The 19,897-nt window shown below is 66.6% G+C and carries 17 protein-coding genes; 13 read left to right on the forward strand and 4 right to left on the reverse strand.

Going from position 1 to position 19,897, the window contains the following annotated elements; genetic code table 11:
* The 9 genes from AB4Z18_RS13710 to glpX all read left to right on the forward strand — a co-directional run bounded on the left by AB4Z18_RS13710 (position 1) and on the right by glpX (position 9,999).
* Positions 1-978, forward strand: a complete 978-nt coding sequence (locus AB4Z18_RS13710) for a Gfo/Idh/MocA family protein (protein ID WP_441783287.1) — start codon at positions 1-3, stop codon at positions 976-978.
* A gap of 31 nt (positions 979-1,009) precedes the next feature.
* The gene (locus AB4Z18_RS13715; RefSeq protein WP_441783288.1) at positions 1,010-1,330 is read left to right on the forward strand and encodes a hypothetical protein; all 321 of its coding nucleotides are present in this window, start codon (positions 1,010-1,012) and stop codon (positions 1,328-1,330) included.
* Between the two features lie 3 nt (positions 1,331-1,333).
* Positions 1,334-1,849: a heme-binding protein gene (locus AB4Z18_RS13720; RefSeq protein WP_441783289.1), complete on the forward strand. Its 516-nt coding sequence runs from the start codon at positions 1,334-1,336 to the stop codon at positions 1,847-1,849.
* Complete coding sequence (locus AB4Z18_RS13725) at positions 1,846-2,952, forward strand: LacI family DNA-binding transcriptional regulator (RefSeq protein WP_441783290.1); 1,107 nt, start codon at positions 1,846-1,848, stop codon at positions 2,950-2,952. The genes AB4Z18_RS13720 and AB4Z18_RS13725 overlap by 4 nt, the downstream gene beginning before the upstream one ends.
* On the forward strand, positions 2,936-4,099 hold the full coding sequence (gene rhaI / locus AB4Z18_RS13730) for an L-rhamnose isomerase (protein WP_441783291.1): 1,164 nt from the start codon (positions 2,936-2,938) through the stop codon (positions 4,097-4,099). Before AB4Z18_RS13725 ends, rhaI begins: the two co-directional genes overlap by 17 nt.
* 58 nt (positions 4,100-4,157) lie before the next feature.
* The gene (locus tag AB4Z18_RS13735) at positions 4,158-6,194 is read left to right on the forward strand and encodes a bifunctional aldolase/short-chain dehydrogenase (RefSeq protein WP_441783292.1); all 2,037 of its coding nucleotides are present in this window, start codon (positions 4,158-4,160) and stop codon (positions 6,192-6,194) included.
* Positions 6,191-7,618, forward strand: a complete 1,428-nt coding sequence (locus AB4Z18_RS13740; protein WP_441783293.1) for a rhamnulokinase — start codon at positions 6,191-6,193, stop codon at positions 7,616-7,618. The genes AB4Z18_RS13735 and AB4Z18_RS13740 overlap by 4 nt, the downstream gene beginning before the upstream one ends.
* A gap of 11 nt (positions 7,619-7,629) precedes the next feature.
* Positions 7,630-8,889: an alpha-hydroxy acid oxidase gene (locus AB4Z18_RS13745; protein WP_441783294.1), complete on the forward strand. Its 1,260-nt coding sequence runs from the start codon at positions 7,630-7,632 to the stop codon at positions 8,887-8,889.
* A 123-nt stretch (positions 8,890-9,012) separates the two neighbouring features.
* Positions 9,013-9,999: a class II fructose-bisphosphatase gene (gene glpX / locus AB4Z18_RS13750; protein WP_441783295.1), complete on the forward strand. Its 987-nt coding sequence runs from the start codon at positions 9,013-9,015 to the stop codon at positions 9,997-9,999.
* 239 nt (positions 10,000-10,238) lie between these two features.
* On the opposite strand, the gene AB4Z18_RS13755 is transcribed toward glpX, so the two are convergent.
* A complete protein-coding gene (locus tag AB4Z18_RS13755; RefSeq protein ID WP_441783296.1) occupies positions 10,239-11,075 on the reverse strand; it encodes an alpha/beta fold hydrolase in 837 nt (278 codons plus the stop codon).
* Positions 11,076-11,255: 180 nt separating this feature from the next.
* Positions 11,256-11,885, reverse strand: coding sequence for a TetR/AcrR family transcriptional regulator (locus AB4Z18_RS13760; protein ID WP_441783297.1), 630 nt, complete (start codon positions 11,883-11,885; stop codon positions 11,256-11,258).
* Between the two features lie 183 nt (positions 11,886-12,068).
* Here AB4Z18_RS13760 and AB4Z18_RS13765 point away from each other — a divergent pair, with 183 nt between their 5' ends.
* Genes AB4Z18_RS13765 through AB4Z18_RS13775 form a run of 3 tightly spaced genes read left to right on the forward strand, consistent with a single transcriptional unit; the run spans position 12,069 to position 14,439 of the window.
* On the forward strand, positions 12,069-12,635 hold the full coding sequence (locus tag AB4Z18_RS13765; protein ID WP_441783298.1) for a hypothetical protein: 567 nt from the start codon (positions 12,069-12,071) through the stop codon (positions 12,633-12,635).
* Positions 12,632-14,116 carry a dihydrolipoyl dehydrogenase family protein gene (locus AB4Z18_RS13770; RefSeq protein ID WP_441783299.1) on the forward strand — a complete coding sequence of 495 codons (1,485 nt, stop codon included), beginning with the start codon at positions 12,632-12,634 and terminating at the stop codon, positions 14,114-14,116. The genes AB4Z18_RS13765 and AB4Z18_RS13770 overlap by 4 nt, the downstream gene beginning before the upstream one ends.
* A gap of 17 nt (positions 14,117-14,133) precedes the next feature.
* Positions 14,134-14,439, forward strand: a complete 306-nt coding sequence (locus AB4Z18_RS13775; RefSeq protein WP_441783300.1) for an EthD family reductase — start codon at positions 14,134-14,136, stop codon at positions 14,437-14,439.
* Between the two features lie 459 nt (positions 14,440-14,898).
* On the opposite strand, the gene AB4Z18_RS13780 is transcribed toward AB4Z18_RS13775, so the two are convergent.
* Positions 14,899-15,750, reverse strand: coding sequence for an ArdC family protein (locus AB4Z18_RS13780; protein ID WP_441783301.1), 852 nt, complete (start codon positions 15,748-15,750; stop codon positions 14,899-14,901).
* A 517-nt stretch (positions 15,751-16,267) separates the two neighbouring features.
* Here AB4Z18_RS13780 and AB4Z18_RS13785 point away from each other — a divergent pair.
* The gene (locus tag AB4Z18_RS13785; RefSeq protein ID WP_441783302.1) at positions 16,268-16,570 is read left to right on the forward strand and encodes a hypothetical protein; all 303 of its coding nucleotides are present in this window, start codon (positions 16,268-16,270) and stop codon (positions 16,568-16,570) included.
* Between the two features lie 165 nt (positions 16,571-16,735).
* Here AB4Z18_RS13785 and AB4Z18_RS13790 read toward each other — a convergent pair whose 3' ends face one another.
* Positions 16,736-19,855: an alpha-mannosidase gene (locus AB4Z18_RS13790; RefSeq protein ID WP_441784008.1), complete on the reverse strand. Its 3,120-nt coding sequence runs from the start codon at positions 19,853-19,855 to the stop codon at positions 16,736-16,738.
* Between the last annotated feature and the right edge of the window lie 42 nt (positions 19,856-19,897).

The following is a 19,897-nucleotide window of genomic DNA, read 5'->3' on the forward strand; positions in this document are numbered from 1 at the left end:
TTGGGCGCCGGCCGCCACGCAAACAGTGCGCTGTACCCGGCGATAGTCGAGGCCGGGTTCGAACTGGTCGCCGTGTGCGCCCGCTCGGCGGAGCACGCGCAGCTCACGGCGCAACGGTGGGGGGCGAGCCGGCATCACACCTCGCTCGAAGAGATGCTCGCCGCGGGCGGCCTGGACGGCGTGATCATCGCGGTCCCAGCCGGCGCCTACCGGCCCCTAATCGAACAATGTATCGCTGCCGGTGCACCGGTTTTCTGTGAGAAACCCGCTGGCGCCTCCGCCCGTGAGCTTCTCGAACTCTCCGCGCTAACCGACGCCGCCGGCTCCCCGGTGGTGGTTGGCTACATGAAACGATTCGCCCCCGCATACCAGCGTGCCCGGCGGCTGATTCATTCGACCGACTTCGGAACGCCCACGCTCGCCCACTTTTCCTTCACCATGGGGCGCGTTGAGGAGTACCTCGCTGACCCGCGCCACTACCTCATCGACAACCCCGTTCATATGGTGGACCTGGCCCGATTCTTTTTAGGCGAGCTAAGCCAGCTCACAGCCCGGGTCAACGTCGTACCGGACGTAGGCCTGAGCGTGAGTGTTCTTGCCAAGGCAGACGAGGGCGCCACCTGCTCCTTCGACTTTTGTACGACCGCCTCCTTCGCCCACCAAGGAGAATCCGCAGAAATCTACGGGCACGGATCAGCGGTGCGCGTCGACAACGTCGATACCTGCATCCACCGCCCGGTCGACGGTCCTGCGCAAGTCTGGCGCCCCAACTACACGCTGCCGACGCCGGAGAACTTCGGTCTGACAACGATGGGATTCATCCCGGCCTTGCAGCACTTCCGGGACGTCGCCGCTGGTGACGTGCCGAATGAGTCCACCCTGCAAAGCGCTGCTCGAACCTTGGCGACCATGGAGAGCGTGTGGACGGAGGTGGACGCGGCCATCAATGCGGGTAACGCAGGGTTCGCGATCACATGAGTGCAGGTAGAACCCCACGGCAGGAACAGGCATGGTAATCGACATCGTACGCGAAGCCCTCGGATGGGCGGGAAGTGTGCTCCTGGTTGTGTCGCTTCTACAGTCACGCATGCTCGCACTTCGCGTGCTGAATCTTGTCGCCGCGCTGCTCTTGATCGCTTACAACATTGCACTTGCGGTGTGGCCGTCCGTGGCCATGAACGTCGCGGTTGCTCTCATCGATGCGTACTACCTTCTCGCACCAAGCATCCGACGTATCCGTCGCCGCGGGGCAACGGTGCATCCACGCCGATCTAGCACGCGGCCCGTCACTGCCGTCATGAAGACTTCGGCACCCGGAAAGGATCGGTGAGCCGTGTCTGATGAAACCTTTCTCTCCCCGATGGAGCTCCTCCGGGAGGAACAGAGCCTCGTTCTCCAGCACGTGGACGAAGCCACCTGCTATTCGCTCGGGCACCACATCGCCGAGGTCGGGCTAATAAAAGATCAGCCGCTGACGATCTCGGTGCGCTTGGGCGAGCGCAGCGTGTTCCACGCCGGGCTGCCCGGTTCGACCTCTCTCAACGACGTTGTGGTGACCGCGAAGTGGAATACCGCCAGGCGTTCTGGCCATTCAAGTTTGTATGAACGCAATCTCTGGCTAGATCGCGGCACCACCTTCGAGGAAGCGACCGGACTTGAATTGCCCGGCTATGCCGCCTTCGGCGGTGCAGTCCCGGTTTGGGAAGCGGGAACGGACGCTATCCAGGCGTTCGTCATCGTTTCGGGACTCTCCCAGGAGGAGGATCACGCTCTCGCAGTGAGCGCGATTCAAACGCAAGCAACCAACATCCATGCGATACAGCATCGACGCAGATCGGAGGCGAGGTGAACTCCGCGGGGATAAAAGATGTCGCGGCACTAGCTTCCGTGTCGATCGGCACCGTCTCGAACGTTCTCAATCGACCCCAGCTCGTCGCTCCGGAGACAGTGAAACGTGTCGAAGCAGCCATGGAGGAGCTCTCCTATGTCCCCAACGAGGCCGCGCGCCAACTCCGTCTTGGGCGCAGCCGCACCCTGGGCATCATCACTCCCGACGCGAGCAACCCCTTCTTCGCCGATGTGGCAGTAGCCGCTGAAAAAGCGGCCGCGGAGGCTGGGTACACCGTCATCGTGGGGAACAGCAACGGCAGCGACGAGCGAGAAGCGCGCTACCTCGAGCTTTTCGAGAAGCTTCGGGTCAGGGGCGTTCTTGTCTCTCCGGTTGGCGAATCAACCCCCCGACTCTCACAGATGCGACAGCGAGGCACTCCCGCCGTGCTTGTCGGAACGAGCAGCGACGCCGCCTGCAGTTCCGTATCCGTCGACGACGCCGCCGGGGCCGAAATTGCGGTCGACCACCTCGTGCACACCGGTCGCAGACGGCTGGCGTTCGTCGGAGGGCCGCTCACGATGCGGCAGGTGAGCGATCGCTTCACTGGCGCCAGCCGAGCGGTGCGCAAGTATGCGGCGGTGTCGATAGAGCACATTCATCTACGCGAGATGACGGTGGAGGAGGGGCGCGAAGCTGGGCGCGGGCTAGCCCAGCGCCCCGCAGCGGATCGCCCGGACGGAGTGTTCGCCGCGAACGACCTCCTCGCGATTGGCCTCGCCGCATCGCTGTTCACCGAAACACGAGCGGCTTCCCCCGAGCAGATGGGGCTTGTCGGCTACGACGACATTACCTTTGCCGCTTCGTCGACCCTGCCATTGAGTTCCGTGCGACAACCAACTGAGCTCATCGCCCGCGCCGCGATCGACCTTCTCCTCCAGGAAGCCGAGGATTCCGGCCGCGCGCCACGACATGTCCTGTATCAACCGGAATTGGTGATCCGCGCAAGCACTGTTGCGTCTCCACCGCTCGTCAAGTCCTCAAGCGGACGAGAGCCGGCCGATCTCACCCGGGCAAATAGCCCGCATAGAAGACTAAGGAAAATGGATGACCCTCACTACTAGCATCCGCTCGCGGCTGGCGCTGCAGGCGATCGAGCTTCCGAGCTGGGCGTTCGGCAACTCGGGCACCCGCTTCAAGGTGTTCGGCACCCCGGGCACCGCGCGGGATCCGTTTGAGAAGATTTCGGACGCCGCGCAGGTGCACAAGCACACCGGGCTCGCGCCGACCGTCGCCCTGCATATTCCGTGGGACCGGGTCGAGAACTATGCCGACCTGAAGAAGCACGCGCAGGACAACGGCGTCGACCTCGGGACGGTCAACTCGAACACGTTCCAGGACGACGACTACAAGTTCGGCTCGATCACCCACGCCGACGACCGGATCCGGCAGAAGGCCATCGACCACCACTTCGAGTGCATCGACGTGATGAACGAGACGGGGTCGCGCGACCTGAAGATCTGGCTCGCGGACGGCACGAACTACCCGGGTCAGGACTCCATGCGCGCCCGGCAGGACCGCCTGGCGGACTCGCTGGCGAAGATCTACGAGCGCATCGGTGAGGGTCAGCGGCTGGTGCTGGAGTACAAGTTCTTCGAGCCGGCTTTCTATCACACGGATGTGCCGGACTGGGGGACGAGCTATGTGCAGACCGCGGCGCTCGGCGACCGCGCGGTGGTGTGCCTGGACACCGGCCACCACGCGCCGGGCACGAACATCGAGTTCATCGTGATGCAGTTGCTGCGGCTCGGAAAGCTCGGGTCGTTCGACTTCAACAGCCGGTTCTACGCCGACGATGACCTGATCGTGGGTGCGGCGGACCCGTTCCAGCTGTTCCGCATCATCTTCGAGGTGATCCGCGGCGGCGGCTACGCGAACCCCGAGGTCGCGTTCATGCTCGACCAGTGCCACAACCTGGAGGCGAAGATCCCGGGTCAGATCCGTTCGGTGCTCAACGTGCAGGAGGCCACGGCGAAGGCCCTGCTGGTGGATCTGGATGCTCTCGACGCTGCGCAGCGCGCGAACGATGTCCTCGCGGCCAACACGGTGTTCATGGATGCGTTCAACACGGACGTGCGCTCCGACCTGGCCGCCTGGCGCGAGTCGCGCGGCCTGCCGGCCGACCCGATGGCGGCATATAAGGCGAGCGGGTACCAGGAGAAGATCGAGGCCGATCGTGTGGGCGGCACCCAGGCTGGATGGGGAGCCTAGTCCAGCGGCTGTCGCCCAGTCCCATCATCAAAATCACCATCTCTCAAGGGAATCGACAATGACAAATGAAACGATTCAGTCCCTGTTGACTCGGTCTAACCGTCTCGGGTCGGACCCGAGGAACACGAACTACGCCGGCGGCAACACGTCCGCCAAGGGCAACGAGACCGACCCGGTCACCGGTGAGCCGGTCGAGCTGCTCTGGGTGAAGGGGTCCGGGGGAGACCTCGGCACGCTCACCGAGCAGGGCCTCGCCGTGCTCCGCCTCGATCGGCTCCGTGCGCTGCAGAACGTCTACCCGGGCGTCGAGCGCGAGGATGAGATGGTCGCTGCGTTCGACTACACGTTGCACGGCAAGGGCGGCGCGGCTCCGTCGATCGACACGGCCATGCATGGCCTGGTGGATGCGGCCCACGTCGACCACCTGCATCCCGACTCCGGCATCGCCATCGCCACGGCGGCCGACGGCGAGCAGCTGACGCAGGAGATCTTCGGCGGACGCGTCGTGTGGGTGCCGTGGCGGCGTCCCGGGTTCCAGCTCGGGCTCGACATCGCCGCGATCAAGGCGGTGAACCCGGACGCGATCGGCACCATCTTGGGCGGGCACGGCATCACGGCGTGGGGCGAGACCAGCGACGAGGCTGAGGCGAACTCGCTGTGGATCATCCAGACCGCCGCGGACTACATCGCCGAGCACGGGCGTCTGGAGCCGTTCGGCGCACGCATCGCGGCGAACGAGCCGCTGGACCCGGCGGAGCGTCGGGCGAAGGCCGCGGCTCTCGCGCCGACGATCCGCGGGCTGGCGTCGACGGACAAGCCGCAGGTCGGCTCGTTCACGGATGCGGATGTGGTGCTCGACTTCCTCGCGTCGGACGAGCACGCCCGCCTCGGCGCGCTCGGCACTTCGTGCCCGGACCACTTCCTGCGCACGAAGGTCAAGCCGCTCATCCTCGATCTGCCGGCCGACGCCTCCATCGAGGACTCGATCGAGCGGCTGAAGGAGCTGCACGGGCAGTACCGTGCCGAGTACACCGCCTACTACGAGAAGTACGCGACCCCGGACACCCCGGCGATGCGGGGCGCGGACCCGGCGATCGTGCTCATTCCCGGCGTCGGGATGTTCTCCTACGGAGCGAACAAGCAGACGGCGCGGGTGGCGGGTGAGTTCTACATCAACGCCATCAACGTGATGCGCGGCGCCGAGGCGCTCTCGACCTACGCGCCCATCCCGGAATTGGAGAAGTTCAACATCGAGTACTGGGCGTTGGAGGAGGCCAAGCTGCAGCGGCTGCCGAAGCCCAAATCGCACGCCGGGCGGATCGCGTTGGTCACCGGCGCCGCGTCCGGTATCGGCAGGGCCATCGCGGCCCGGCTCGCAGCCGAGGGCGCGTGCGTCGTCATCGCCGACCTCGACCTGGAGAAGGCGCAGGCTGCGGCGGCGGAGCTCGGCGGAACCGATGTAGCGATCGGAGTCGCGGCCAATGTCACCAGCGAGTCCGACATCCAGGCGGGCATCCAGGAGGCGCTGCTGCAGTTCGGCGGCCTCGATCTGATCGTGAACAACGCCGGCCTCTCGATCTCCAAGCCGCTGCTGGAGACGACCGAGGCCGACTGGGACCTGCAGCACGACGTCATGGCCAAGGGCTCGTTCCTGGTGTCGAAAGCATCCGCGAAGGTCCTCATCGAGCAGGGACTCGGCGGCGACATCGTCTACATCTCGTCGAAGAACTCCGTGTTCGCCGGCCCGAACAACATCGCCTACTCGGCGACGAAGGCCGACCAGGCGCACCAGGTGCGGCTGCTGGCCGCCGAGCTCGGCGACTACGGCGTGAAGGTGAACGGCATCAACCCGGACGGTGTGGTGCGCGGCTCGGGTATCTTCGCCGGCGGGTGGGGCGCGAAGCGCGCGGCGGTCTACGGGGTGCCGGAGGAGGAGCTGGGCAAGTACTACGCGCAGCGCACGCTGCTCAAGCGCGAGGTGCTGCCGGAGCACGTGGCCAACGCGGTCGCGGTGCTGACCTCGGCCGACCTCGACCACACGACGGGGCTGCACATCCCGGTGGACGCGGGGGTCGCCGCCGCCTTCCTGCGATGACTAGCACGGGCACCGTCGCTGCGGTCGACCTGGGCGCGACCAGCGGCCGGGTGATGCACGCCCGCGTGGGCGCGGACACGCTGGAATTGACCGAGGCCGCCCGGTTCCCGAACACGCCCGTTCGGGTGTGGGAGGGGGACCGCGCCGCGCTGCACTGGGATGTGACCGGCCTGTATGCGAGCGTGCTCGACGGGCTGTCGTCGGTGGCGCGGTCGGACCCGGGGCTGGCGTCCATCGGCGTCGACTCGTGGGCGGTCGACTACGGGCTGCTGCGTGGCGGACGTCTGGTGGGCGAGCCGTACCACTACCGCGACGAGCGCACCGAGGGTGGGGTGTCGGTCGTGCACGCGGCTGTCGAGCCGGCGCGACTGTATCGCGAGGGTGGTCTGCAGTTCTTGCCGTTCAACTCGCTGTACCAGCTGGCAGTTGATGCGGCGGAGGGGGCGCTCGCGGCCGCGGACCGCTTCCTGCTGGTGCCAGACCTTATTGGGTACTGGCTTACCGGTACTCAATATTCGGAGCGGACCAACGCGTCCACTACGGGACTTCTCTTGGATAACGGCTCCTGGAACGAGGCGCTTATCGATGCGTTGGGGCTTCCATGGCGGGTTTTTCCTCCGCTGGTCTCACCCGGGACTCGTCTTGGCCGGCTTCTCCCTTCGCACGAATTCGGTTTCAGTCGCAGCGGCCCCACCGTCACGGCGGTTGGCTCGCATGACACCGCCTCGGCGGTCGTCGCCGTGCCGATGGACGCCTCCCGCGCCGCCTACATCTCCTGCGGCACCTGGGGGCTCGTGGGCGTCGAGCTCGAAAATCGCGTCATCTCCGACGACGGCCGAGCGGCCAACTTTACCAACGAAGGTGGAGTGGACGGGCGTATCCGCTATCTCCACAACGTCATGGGGCTCTGGCTGCTCAGCGAGAGCATCCGTGAGTGGCAACGCCGCGGCCTGCATGTCGAGCTCGCCGGCCTGCTCGCGGAGGCGGCCGAGCTGTCCCGCCCGACCGACGTATTCGACGCCGAGGACCCGCGCTTCCTTGCGCCCGGTGACATGCCCGCGCGCATCGCGGATTGGTTCGAAGAGCGCGCACTGCGGGCGCCCGCATCCCCGGCGGGCGTCGTCCGCGTCATCGTAGAGAGTCTGGCCGCCGCATTCGCCGAGACGGTGCGGACGGTCGCGACGCTGACCGGAGTGCCGGTCCAGGCCATCCACATCGTCGGTGGCGGCGCCCGCAACGCGCTGCTCTGCCAGGCCACGGCCGACCGCAGCGGGCTGCCCGTGCTCGCCGGCCCGGTCGAAGCCACCGCGATCGGCAACGTGCTGGTGCAGGCCCGCGCGGCCGGCTTCCTGTCCGGCGACCTGGAGTCCCTCCGCGCCCTGGTCGCCCGCACCACCCAAATTATCCGCTACGACCCCCGTTAGGATCCCTCCCCATGGTCACCCGTCAACTCCCTCGCCCGACCGAGCTTCTAGAGCTCCTGCAGTTCAAGAAGCCGGAACTGAACCTGAAGAAGCGGCGGCTGGAGTCGGCGCTCACGATCGAGGACCTCGCCCGGATCGCCAAGCGGCGCACGCCGAAGGCCGCCTTCGACTACACCGAGGGTGCCGCCGAAGGAGAGCTGTCGCTGGCGCGGGCGCGGCAGGCGTTCCAGGATGTGGAGTTCCACCCGTCGATCCTCAAGGATGTGTCCACGGTGGAGACGTCGTGCCGGATCTGGGGTGGGCCGTCGGCGTTACCGTTCGGGATCGCGCCGACCGGGTTCACCCGGTTGATGCAGACCGAGGGCGAGACCGCCGGGGCCGGCGCGGCCGAGGCGGCGGGAATCCCGTTTACCCTCTCCACCCTAGGGACGACCTCGATCGAGAACGTGAAGGCGGCGAACCCGCACGGCCGGAACTGGTTCCAGCTGTATGTGATGCGGCAGCGGGAGATCAGCTACGGGCTGGTGGAGCGGGCCGCGGCAGCCGGGTTCGACACCCTGTTCTTCACCGTGGACACTCCGATCGCCGGTGCCCGGTTGCGGGACAAGCGCAACGGGTTCTCCATACCGCCACAGCTCACGCTGGGGACGATCGTGAACGCGATCCCGCGGCCGTGGTGGTGGTACGACTTCCTGACCACCCCGAAACTGGAGTTCGCCTCGCTGTCCGCGACCGGCGGCACCGTCGGTGACCTGCTGAACGCGGCGATGGACCCCTCCATCAACTACGAGGACCTGGAAATCATCCGCGGGATGTGGCCGGGCAAGCTGGTCATCAAGGGTGTGCAGAACGTCGAGGATGCCCGACGGCTCGTCGATGCGGGGGTGGACGGGATCGTGCTGTCCAATCACGGCGGACGGCAGCTGGACCGGGCACCGATCCCGTTCCACCTGCTGCCCAAGGTCGTGCGCGAGGTCGGCCACCACACCGAAGTCGCGATCGACACCGGCATCATGAACGGCGCGGACATCATCGCCGCACACGCGCTCGGCGCGAAGTTCACGCTGATCGGACGGGCGTACCTGTACGGTCTCATGGCTGGCGGCCGGGAGGGCGTGGACCGCACCATCCAGATTCTCACCGACCAGCTCACCCGCACCATGAAGCTCCTCCAGGTGTCGTCGCTGGCGGAACTGACTCCGGCGCACGTCACCCAGCTGACCCGCCTCCAGCCCTTTGCCAGAGCTGAACGAGCCGACATCCAAGCCTGAATAGTTCGCTTCGCCGTATCTCAATGCGGTCGAAGCGATCCGCGGGATTCCCCCTCCCGCGCGCCGGGCCCGCACCCCGTCCCCGTGCGGGCCCGGCACCGCCCACCAACCGAAGGGCCCAACATGGCCAGCAGTGACAGTGCACCCCATTTCACGCATCCCGATCGCAACCTGGCGATGGAGTTGGTGCGGGCGACGGAGGCGGCGGCGATCCGCGCGACGCCGTGGATCGGACGCGGCGACAAGAACGCGGCCGACGGTGCGGCGGTGGATGCCATGCGCAAGTTCCTCGGGACGGTGAACTTCGACGGCATCATCGTCATAGGCGAAGGTGAGAAGGACCACGCGCCGATGCTGTTCAACGGCGAGCATGTGGGCAACGGCCGTGGCCCCGCGGTGGACATCGCGGTGGACCCGATCGACGGCACGTCGCTGACGGCCGCCGGTCGCCAGAACGCGCTGTCGGTAATCGCGGTGTCGGACCGCGGCTCCATGCTGGACGCGTCGACCGTCTTCCGGATGAACAAGATCGTGACGGGCGCGGCCGGACGCGGGGTCGTGGACCTGTCGCAGTCGATCGGCGACAACATCCGTGCGCTGGCGAAGGCCCTCGGCAAGCCGGTCTCGGAGATCCGGGTGGCGGTGCTGGACCGTCCGAGGCACGAGGGGCTGATCGAGGAGATCCGCGCTGCGGGCGCGGGGACGCGACTGCTGCTCGACGGTGACGTCGCGGGCGGTATCAACGCGGCCCGCTACGAGTCGCGGATCGACATGTGCGTCGGCGTGGGCGGCAGCCCGGAAGGCGTCATCACGGCCGCGGCCGTCAAGGCGCTCGGCGGGTTCATGCAGGGGACGCTGGCGCCCGGCGACGACGACGAGCGGGCGAAGGGGCTCGCCGCCGGTCTGAAGATGGACACCATCCTGAGCGTCGACGACCTGGTGCAGGGCGACAACACGTTCTTCGTGGCGACCGGTGTGACCGACGGCGGCCTCGTGGAGGGCGTCCGCCGCAAGGGCCCGATCATCCGCACGGAGTCGATCGTGATGCGGTCCAAGTCGGGCACCATCCGTCGCGTGATCGCTGACCACCTCGCCGACAAGTGGCTCTAGGGCGATCGAAGCTGTCAAGCGGCGCTCCGTGGGCCACGTGAACGCAGTGCGCAGTCTTCCTTGTCGGTTACGTCCTCGACAGTGGAGTCGCTGTCGCCTGTGGGGTCACGCGCCGGCCTGCGCCCGAAGGTCGACGGAAATTCTGAGGCAGTAGCTCGTCATACAACCCGGTGTATCGGAGCTCCTCCTCCACTGCAATGGGGGAGGGGCTCCGTGTTGGCCGCGGAAGCTGGTGACGGTCAGCGGGTCGCGCGGGCCGCGGACTCGATTACGTTCGCCGTCTCGATCGGGTGCGAGATGTACCCCGCGTGCGAGGCGTTGATCGTCGAGGTGTGTGCCCCCATGCGCTTGGCGAAGAAGCGCTGTGCGACGGGGGAGAGGGCGTGATCCTGGGCGGAGATCTGGTACCAGCTGGGGATGGTCTTCCAGGCCGGCTCGCCCGACTTCTCTTCGAGGACCGCCACGTTGGCAGGGCGCTGGGTTGCGGCCATGATGCGGGTCTGTCGTTCGGGCAGATCTGCGGCGAAGATCGCGCGGAAGCTCGCGGGGTCGATCGTGGCGTCCACGCCGCCCGGGTACGGGCGGAGCACGAGGGATTCCGGCTTGAGCTCGTTGCCCGGGTACTTGGCCGGGTCGTTGAACTGGCCCACCGTTTCGCCCAGGTCCGGCGCGAACGCAGCAACATAGACGAGGGCCTTGACGTTCGGGGCACCGGTGGCGACGTTCGTGATCACTCCGCCGCCGTAGGAGTGGCCCACCAAAACAACGGGCCCATGGATGGAGTCGACCACGCTTCGAACGTAGGCGGAGTCGGATGCCAGGTCGCGCAGAGGGTTGGCAACTGCGATGACCGGGTAGCCGTCGTGTTCGAGCTGGGTGATGGCCCCGCCCCAACCGCTGGAATCGGCAAACGCACCGTGCACGAGGACGACGGTGGGCTTCGTAGACGAGTCCTGCACGTGATGGAGGCCGGTAGCGGCCTGTGCCGTGCCCGCGGCGCCGAGTGCGAGCGTCGTGCTCACTGCCAGGCCGGCGACGATTGCGAGCGCCCGCCGCTTCGAAGACTTGAGTTTCACAGGGTTCCTTTCAGTAGAGAGTCCGCATGTAGACGAACTAGTTCGTTCACGGTAGGGCGAAAGTCGGCGGATGTGCAAATCGGCGCTTCTTGCAGAACGCGCTGCCATGCAAAAGAGCCCGCCTCCACACTGGAGGCGGGCCCTGGGGGCTGCGAATATACCGCAGGTGCGCGATCGGAACTACACGCCGGGGTCGGATTGGTGAGCTTTCACTACCGCGAATATGGACGCCGTCAGTTCCTGTCCGACCTGTTGCGCGTCGCCGAGATAGCCGGCCACCATCGCCCCGTCGCGCAACATCATCACCTCACCCGCCGCGGCTTGGGGATCGGTCACGCCCAGCTGCTGCAGCATCGCGGCGAAGGTATCTCGGTACCAGGCCCGATGATCGGCGATCACCTTCCGAACGGGGCTGTCCGGGTCGGCGTACTCGGCGGCCGCATTAATGAAGGGGCACCCGCGGAAGCCTGGTCGGCAGCTCGCGGTGCCGATTGCTTCGGCAAATACGCGAAACGCCTCGGCGGCGTCGTTCGATGAGGTGAGGACCCGGTCGAATTGTCCGCGCTCCCGGGCGCCCTGTTGCTCCAGATAGGCCACGACCAGGCTGTGTTTGGTGCGGAAGTAGCGGTAGAAGGTCACTTTTGTAATTCCCACGCGCTCGATGATCTTGTCGGCACTTACCGCACGGATCCCTTGCGCGTAAAACAGTTCGGCCGCCTCATCCAGGATGCGTGTGCGCGTCGATCGGGCCGCGCCGTCAGTCGACGCCCCTGAGCTGTTTGTTCGTGCGTCCGCCACTGTGTTCTCCATGTCGTCCGTCCGTCCGTGTCGCTTCCACGCACCTGACCAACAGTTTACACCGACGCGTACCGACTGGTTCGTCTACCGGAATTCTTCGCCCGCAGTGCTTGCGCGATCGTGAAATGTTTACTATGGTCACTTTTTGTAGAGTTACTAGTAACTCTACATCGACCCTCGACGAACGGACTGCACATGACCACGACCATCCCCGACTCGGAGCGCGCGACGATCGCCACGTCGCTGCGGGCTCTCTACTTCGTCCGCTTCGCCTTCGCGATCGTGTGGGCGATCATCATCGTCCTTACCGCAGCGGCCATTACGCCGCTGAGCGCGACGCTCCTCGTGCTCTATCCCGTCTTCGACCTCGTCGCAGCCGTGATCGACCACCGGGCCTCTCGGGGCACCCGGTCGGCCGGTCTGCTATACGTCAACATGGCGCTGAGTCTGCTGGCTGCCGTCGGCCTGGCGTTCGCGGCCGGGTCCGGGCGGTCGGCGGTGCTGCTGGTCTGGGGACTGTGGGCGATCACGGCCGGAATCGTGCAGCTGATCGTCGGCATCTCCCGACGCTCCCTCGGCGGCCAGTGGCCGATGATCCTAAGCGGCGGGATTTCCGTCTTCGCCGGTGCCGGGTTCGCGCTGCAGTCTGCCGGTTCGTCCGCGTCGCTCGTCAGCCTCGCCGGCTACGCCACGCTCGGCGGAATCTTCTTCCTCGTGTCGGCCATTCGCCTCTCCCGCGCCGCGAAGGCGGGGACCCGATGAGCGGCGACGTGTATGACGTCGTCGTGATTGGCGGTGGCCCGGTCGGAGAGAACGTGGCCGACCGGGCGGTACAGGGCGGCCTGGCCGCGGCGATCGTGGAAGCCGAGCTCGTCGGCGGCGAGTGCTCGTACTGGGCCTGCATGCCGACCAAGGCGCTCCTGCGGGATGCCGCGGCCCTTCGAGCCGCTCGCAGCCTGCCCGGCGCGTCCGCGGCGATCACCGGCAGGCTGGACACCGCCGCCGTGCTCGGGCGGCGCGACCGGTTCGCCTCGCACTGGCACGATGACGGACAGGTCTCCTGGCTCGAGAGCGCCGGCATCGCCTTAGTCCGCGGCCACGGCCGGCTGGTCGGGGAGCGCACGGTCGCAGTGACCAGACCCGATGGAACCACCACGGTGCTGGAGGCCCGGCATGCCGTCGTCATCGCGACCGGCACGAGCGCCGCGGTCCCGCCGATCCCGGGCCTTGCGGAGGCGAAGCCGTGGACGAGCCGGGAGGCGGTGGCGGCTGAGCGGATCCCCGAACGCCTTGCGATCATCGGGGGCGGTGTGGTCGGGGCCGAATTGGCGGCGGCCTACAGCGCGTTCGGCACGGCCGTGACGCTCGTCGCCCGCGACGGCCTGTTGCCGCGCGTGGAGCCCTTCGCCTCAGAACAGGTGGAGAGCGCGCTAACCGCGGACGGCGTCCGGCTCCTCATCGGCGGCGAGCCGACCGAGGTGGCCCGTGAGGACGACGGAACCGTGAGAATTGTTCTTGCCGACGGCGACACCATCCACGCGGACGAGCTGCTGGTGGCGACCGGCCGCCGGCCGAACACCGGCGAGATCGGGCTGGAGGTCGTCGGCGTTGCGCCAGGCAGCTGGCTGACGGTGGACGAGACCCTCCGTGTGGTCGACGAATCCGGCACCCCCGTCGCCGGCGGCGGCCTGTACGCGGCGGGCGATGTGAACGGCCGCGCCCTGCTGACCCATCAGGGCAAGTACCAGGCCCGTGCCGCGGGCGACGTCATCGCCGCCCGCGCTCTCGGCGGCGAGGTGGACGACGCCCCCTGGGGGCGCCATGCCGCGACCGCTGATCATTTTGCCGTGCCGCAGGTCATCTTCACTCATCCCGAGATCGCGTCAGTGGGCCACACGCTCGCAAGCGCGGACACGGCCGGTCTGCGGGTGCGCCCGGTCGAGTACGACCTCGGGGCTGTCGCCGGAGCATCCTTGCACGCCGACGGCTACGCCGGCCGGGTCAGCATGCTGATCGACGAGGACGCAGGCACCATCGTCGGCTTCACCGCCGTCGGCCCCGACACTGCCGAGCTCGTGCACGCCGCCACTGTGGCCATCGCTGGGCAGGTGCCGATCCAGCGGCTCTGGCACGCCGTCCCGGCGTACCCGACTATGAGCGAGCTGTGGCTGCGCCTGCTGGAAACCGCGGGAAGCGACACCCGCGCCCGAACCACCGAACAGCTCGTCACGAGCAACCGATAACAGAAGGAAGAAGCGTCATGCCTACAAAGATCACTCTCATCATCGACAACCCGGCGGACGCCGCCGCGTTCGAGGACGCTTATTTGGACGTCGAGACCCTCGCGCGCCGTCTCCCGGGGTTGCGTCGAGTGGAGGCGGCCAAGGTCTGGCCGAAGGAGGACGGCAGCCCGACCCCCGCGCACCGCACCCTCGACCTGTACTTTGACAGCTACGAGGAAGCCTCCGCCGCAGTCGCCACTCCGGTCGCCGGCGAGTTCTTCCAGCGACTGGTGGCAACCGGCACCCCTTTCACCGGGTTGTTTTCGGAGATCGCCCAGGTCTGAACCAACCAACCACGACGAATCCGGGTCCGCTCCCATATAGGGAGCGGGCCCGGCTTGTCTGTCCGCACCATTAGAATGCTTGCTGCCGCAAGCACTAGGCCGTCGGGGCGCCGGTGAACGCTTCCGGCGGCAAGGCCTCCATGTCGTCGTCCACGATCGATGGGCGTCGGCTGATGGGGTGTCAGCTCCCGGCTGGGCGGCCCGTCGCGCGGTTGCAGATGACGCGGCGTGCGTCCACAAATTGTGGACGGGTGCTCTTGGTCTCCGGGACTGGTTCAAGTGCGGCCTGGTCCTCGAAAACAAGTCGCGCGAATGCGCGCTTGTCCGGATGAGGAGTTGAACGGGTCGCTGTCGTGGCCGATGTTCCAAGCGGATGCCTCAGTCGTGACGGGGCTCCGTGCCCCGGTGTCGAACACGGCCCCCGGCAGCATGCTGAAGCTGCATGTGGATGGTCCAGCCTTAGGCGGCAATGTAGCCAGCGATGGCATGTGCTGCTTTGAGGACGTGGATTGCGCTGTCGCGGATGAGTTGTCTGTCTTGGTTGGCCCATCCGGTGATGTAGCCGATGCTGTAAGCGCTGGTGTCGAATCCGGCGAGGCCGGCGACGATGTAGGCGACGGATTCGGCTTCCACTTCCATGCGTCCGCGGTGGTGGCGGTATTGGTCGAGGTCGTCGATGTGGCCGAGTTGAATGTGGGCTGTCTCGTGGATGAGGGTTTTCGCTGCCTGTTCAGGGGCGAGGCCACGGCGCAAGATGACCGTGTGCTTTTCGGGCTCGGTGTATCCGTTTGCGTGGTTGAGCGGCTCGTGTGCGACAGTCCATCCGGTGGCCTCGAGGTGCGCGGTGAGCGGGCTAATGAGGCCGTGGTCGTGCATACCGGTGAGCTGTTGGGTTGGGTTTTCTGGCACCGTCGCGCCGTCGATCGGGTCGGTTTGGCTGATGTCGAACACGGAAAGGACGGGGAAGTAGTGCACGGTGCGTTCCTCCGGGTCGGCGTCGGGCCCGACGTCCGTGCTGGTGGTCTTCTCTGAGCTGTAGCCGAAAATATTGATCGCGTGCTCGCCTTTGCGCACTTGGCGGCCTTTGGTCTGCCATTGCCGGAACCCGGCGACCATTGTCGCGTCCGGGTGTCGGCCGAGGATCAGCAGGAGGTTGTTCAGGCTATAGGTGTGGAAGGAGCGGGCGAAGTCGAGGAAACGGCGCCACTGTCCGGTGTCCGCGAGCTGCTGTACCTGGTCGACGATCGACGCGTGTAATGCCTCGGCTTGCGCCTTCCGCTCTTCGGCGGTCCGCTCCTTCGTGTCGTTCATGATCTCCGCTCCTTGGTGGTCAACCTGTTGGGTGTGGGCTGTTCGATAGAGGGAGTCGGTGGGAGCTGGAGCACCGGGAGTGCCAACCGTGCTCTGGCGGAATAAGCCCGGACGGCGCGTCAGAGCACGGTTGGAACGGCAAGGTGCGTCAGCGACCTACGATGAACGGTCGGACAGCCCACACCGCAGTGATAAAGCACTGCCCTGCGCAGCAGCGCCACAACCGAGTCGGACACGTCGTTGTCGCGTGATCCGATGGGCACCGTGGGCCGATGTTGCCCCGTACCGGTTGGCCGGAGCCGCCTGCGGCGGCGCTGCCTTTGCCGTTTTGTTTGTCTTTCCGCCGGCCGATCGTAGCTCGTTCCCGGTGCTCACGTTCCGGGCTTTCGCGGCATATCCTCGCTCGCTAGCGCTCCCTCCGGTATTCCACGGTCCCGGCACTCCCGCCCCTCCCACTCGCACTCGATCTCTCCGCCGGAAGGCAAACAAAAACGATCGACACAGGGGAGTGAGTGTGATGAGGGTATTCGTCATCGATACGAGCAACATGGTTCCGGAACTGCAGGGCGGACTGATCGGAGTGGTCGGCTCGGTCTTCCCGACCGCGGAAGAGAAAAAAGAATGCGTGGAAACGGTGAGCCGGTACGCGGCGGACGGGTGGGCGATCGCAGCTGACCCGCGCACGTTGATCGGCCGCCTGGCCGCCTTGACGGCGGAGACGGCGTGTGTGCCGTTCCTGGCGTTCGACCGGGTAGCACAGCGTGGCGGTCCGATTTTGGGAGCATCCCCGCTCGAGGCGGCTAGCTGGGGGCTCGGCTAACCGCGGGCACGATATCACCCGAGGCGCTGGCGATTTCTTCCAGCGACTGCGGGAACCGCTACCCGTTCACCGGATTGCTCCCGGGCATCGCACGGACGGACGAGGCCACACGAGAAGGCCGGCCTGCTCCTGTGTTGAGCGGGGCCGGCCTTTTTTGTGTCTGGGTCAGCTGCGCGGACGAACCCGGACGGTGACGATCTCGAACGGGCGCAGGCTGATGTGGACGAGCTCATCGCCGGTCCAGTAGTCCTCGCCGCTCTCCCGCTCCAGCACGTCGGTGCGCCAGGCGTCACGGAAGTGGATTCCGAACCTCAGCGAGGCTTCCGTACGGGCGCCCTGGGATTCGAAGAGGCGGACGACCAGGTCGCCGGATCGATCTTCCGCGAGCTTCACCGATTCCACCAGCACCGAGGGGGTGGATACGGCGACGATGGGGTCGATCACGGCATCGGCGGCGCGGTGCACGGACCGCGGGGGGAGGTTGAGCGCGTATCCGCAGCGGGCCGCGTCGAGCGGTGTGGCCGCGAGCCCGAGGCTGCTGCTGAACACGTGCACGCCTTGGTCCGCCGCGGGGTCGGGGAAGAGGGGTGCCCGTAGCAACGACTGGCGCACCAACGTGGTCGTCCCGCCGTCGGGCCGGACGGTACGGGTGACGTCGTGCCCGTACGTTGAGGCGTTGGCCACGACGGCTCCGAACCCCGGCTCGGCCACGTGCACCCAGCGGTGAGCGACGGTCTCAAAGCGGGCGGTGTCCCAGGAGGTATTAGCGAACGTCGGCCGGTCCACATGCCCGAACTGGATCTCGGACGTGAAGGAATCCGCACGAAGATCCAGCGGGAAAGCCAGCTTCAGCAGCTTCTCCTGCTCGTGCCAGTCCACCTCGGTCTCCACCTGCAGATCCGCGGCGCTGGCCCCGAGACGGTAGCGCTGGGTGACGACAGAGCGACCGAACGAGTGACGAACGACGAGCGCGTCGCCCACAGTGTCCACGCTGTCGGGGGTGCGCAGCTCCGTGACGGTGTTCGCATACGAGCGGTCGATGTCCCACGCCTCGAACAGATTGGGACGGTCGGTAAACACCTGGAGCAGGGCGCCGGCTTCTCCGGCCGGGATGAGGTCTCTGGACGAGGCGAGGTCCTGCAGCGAGACGAGCAGGCCGTCGGCGTCAAACCGGGCCCGCACCCGATTGTTCGCCAGCTCGAACCCGTTGCCTGTGCGCACCGGCGACGGGCGGCCGCGCCCTGGAAGAGCGACCGCGGCAGCGCTCAGCGGCTCGACCCCCTCCAGCGGGACGGGGGACGCGTTGAACAGCACCGAGCTCTCGCCCACGCCGGCAAGCGCGCGCTGGGCCAGCGCGATCAACGACTCGAGGTTGCGTTCGATTCTCCGGTACTCGGCCTCCGCCTGCTGGTGCACCCACGCGATGGCAGAACCGGGCAGGATGTCGTGGAACTGGTGCAGCAGCACCGTGCGCCAGATCGCCTCGAGCTCGTCGTACGGGTACTCCACCAGACCGCGAAGCGCGGCGGCCGCGCTCCACAGCTCCGCCTCCCGCAGTAGGTGCTCGCTCCGGCGGTTGCCGCGCTTGGTCTCCGCCTGCGAGGTGTAGGTGCCGCGATGCGTCTCCAGGTAGAGTTCCCCCGTCCAGACCGCGGGATCCTCAAGTCCCGCCTTGGCTCGTTCGAAGAATTGCGCGGGGGAGCCGAGCGTCACCCGCGGCGACCCCTCCAGGTCGTGGGCGCGGTGAGCGGCTCCCAGCATCTCGCGGGTCGGGCCGCCGCCGCCGTCGGACCAGCCGAAGAGAGTGGCGGAAACATCCGAAGTCCCCTTCTCGGCGAATTGCCGCTGCGCCTTCGCCAGGTCGGCGCCACTGAGGTCGGAACCGTAGGTGTCGTTCGGTGGGAAGTGGGTGAGAATGCGGCTGCCGTCGATGCCCTCCCAGAGGAAGGTGTGGTGCGGGAGTGTGTTGGTGTCGTTCCAGGACATTTTCTGCGTGAGGAAGCTGTCGGCGCCGGCCGAGCGTGCGATCTGAGGGAAGGCCGCCGTGAAACCGAACGTGTCCGGAAGCCACGCTTCGCGGGAAATACGCCCGAACTCCTCCAGAAAAAATCGTTGCCCGTAAAGAAACTGACGCACCAGAGACTCACCGCCCGGCATGTTCAGGTCGCTCTCTACCCACATCCCACCGACCGGGACGAACCTCCCCTCGGCGACCCGGGCTCGAATCTTTTCGAACAGCTCCGGGTAGTGCTCCTTCACCCAGGCGAATTGCTGTGCGCTGGAGGCGGCGAAGACGAACTCGGGATCCTCGTCCATCAAATCGAGGACGTTGGAGAAGGTACGGGCTGCCTTGCGTACCGTCTCCCGCGTCGGCCAAAGCCAGGCGGAATCCAGGTGCGCATGGCCAATCGCAACGATGGAGTGCGCAGAGGCGTAGGCCGGTGCGCCGAGCGCCCCCGCGAGGGCGCCCCGAGCGGCAGTCGCCGAGCCCACAACGTCGTCCGGGTCGATAACGTCGCACATTCGGTCCAGGGCGCGGATGATCTCGGCGCGACGCGGAAGCCCGGGGTCGAGCTGGCGGGCAAGCCCGGTTAGCACGGACACATCCGAAAGCAACTCGCTTACGTGCCGGTTGCGCTGGACCAGTGCCACGTTCTGGAGGGTGTAGATCGGCTCAGAACCGGCGGTGGCCTTATCGCCGAAGTGTGACACAGGCGGCCTGGGGGCCGGCATGAATGGGCCCGGCAACCCGGCGCCTCCGTCGGAAGTGATGCGGGGAGACACGAAGAAATGCGCCAGCATGTTCGGGTTAGAAGCGGCCTCTACGTAGAGGTCGATCACCCGCCCGTGTGGATCAATGTCGATGCCGTTGTTGAACGGTTCGAGGCCTTTGATGATCGAGCCGTCCGGCCGGTAGAACATCCCCTCTGACTGGAATGCGGGAACCAGGCCGGAGAAGCCGAGGTCGACGATGACCTGCAGTGTCGTCCCCTCCGAGTCCGCGCTCCACTCGGCCGGGACCTCACCCGTGAGGTGGAACCAGGTGGTGCCCCAGGGCTTGCTCCATTTCTGTCCGACCTGGAACGGCTCGAAAACCTGCTGGACCGCCTCGGTGAACGGGACCGGTTCGTCCGAAACCTCCCAAGCGGAGATGGTGAGGGGTGCACTGCGGCGGTGCAGCGAGGGCGCTAGCTGGTCGCGGACGGCGTTCGCAATGCGATGCTCCACCCGGTCGAGATCGTCTGTCATGAGGGGCAGGGTAACAGAAAGTTCCGCATGGAACATTCTTTGATTGGTACCGTTGTGCCCATGCAAAGCAAGCAAGCG

The sequence above is a fragment of the Leifsonia sp. 2TAF2 genome (genome assembly GCF_052115085.1).
Lineage (GTDB): Bacteria > Actinomycetota > Actinomycetes > Actinomycetales > Microbacteriaceae > Leifsonia.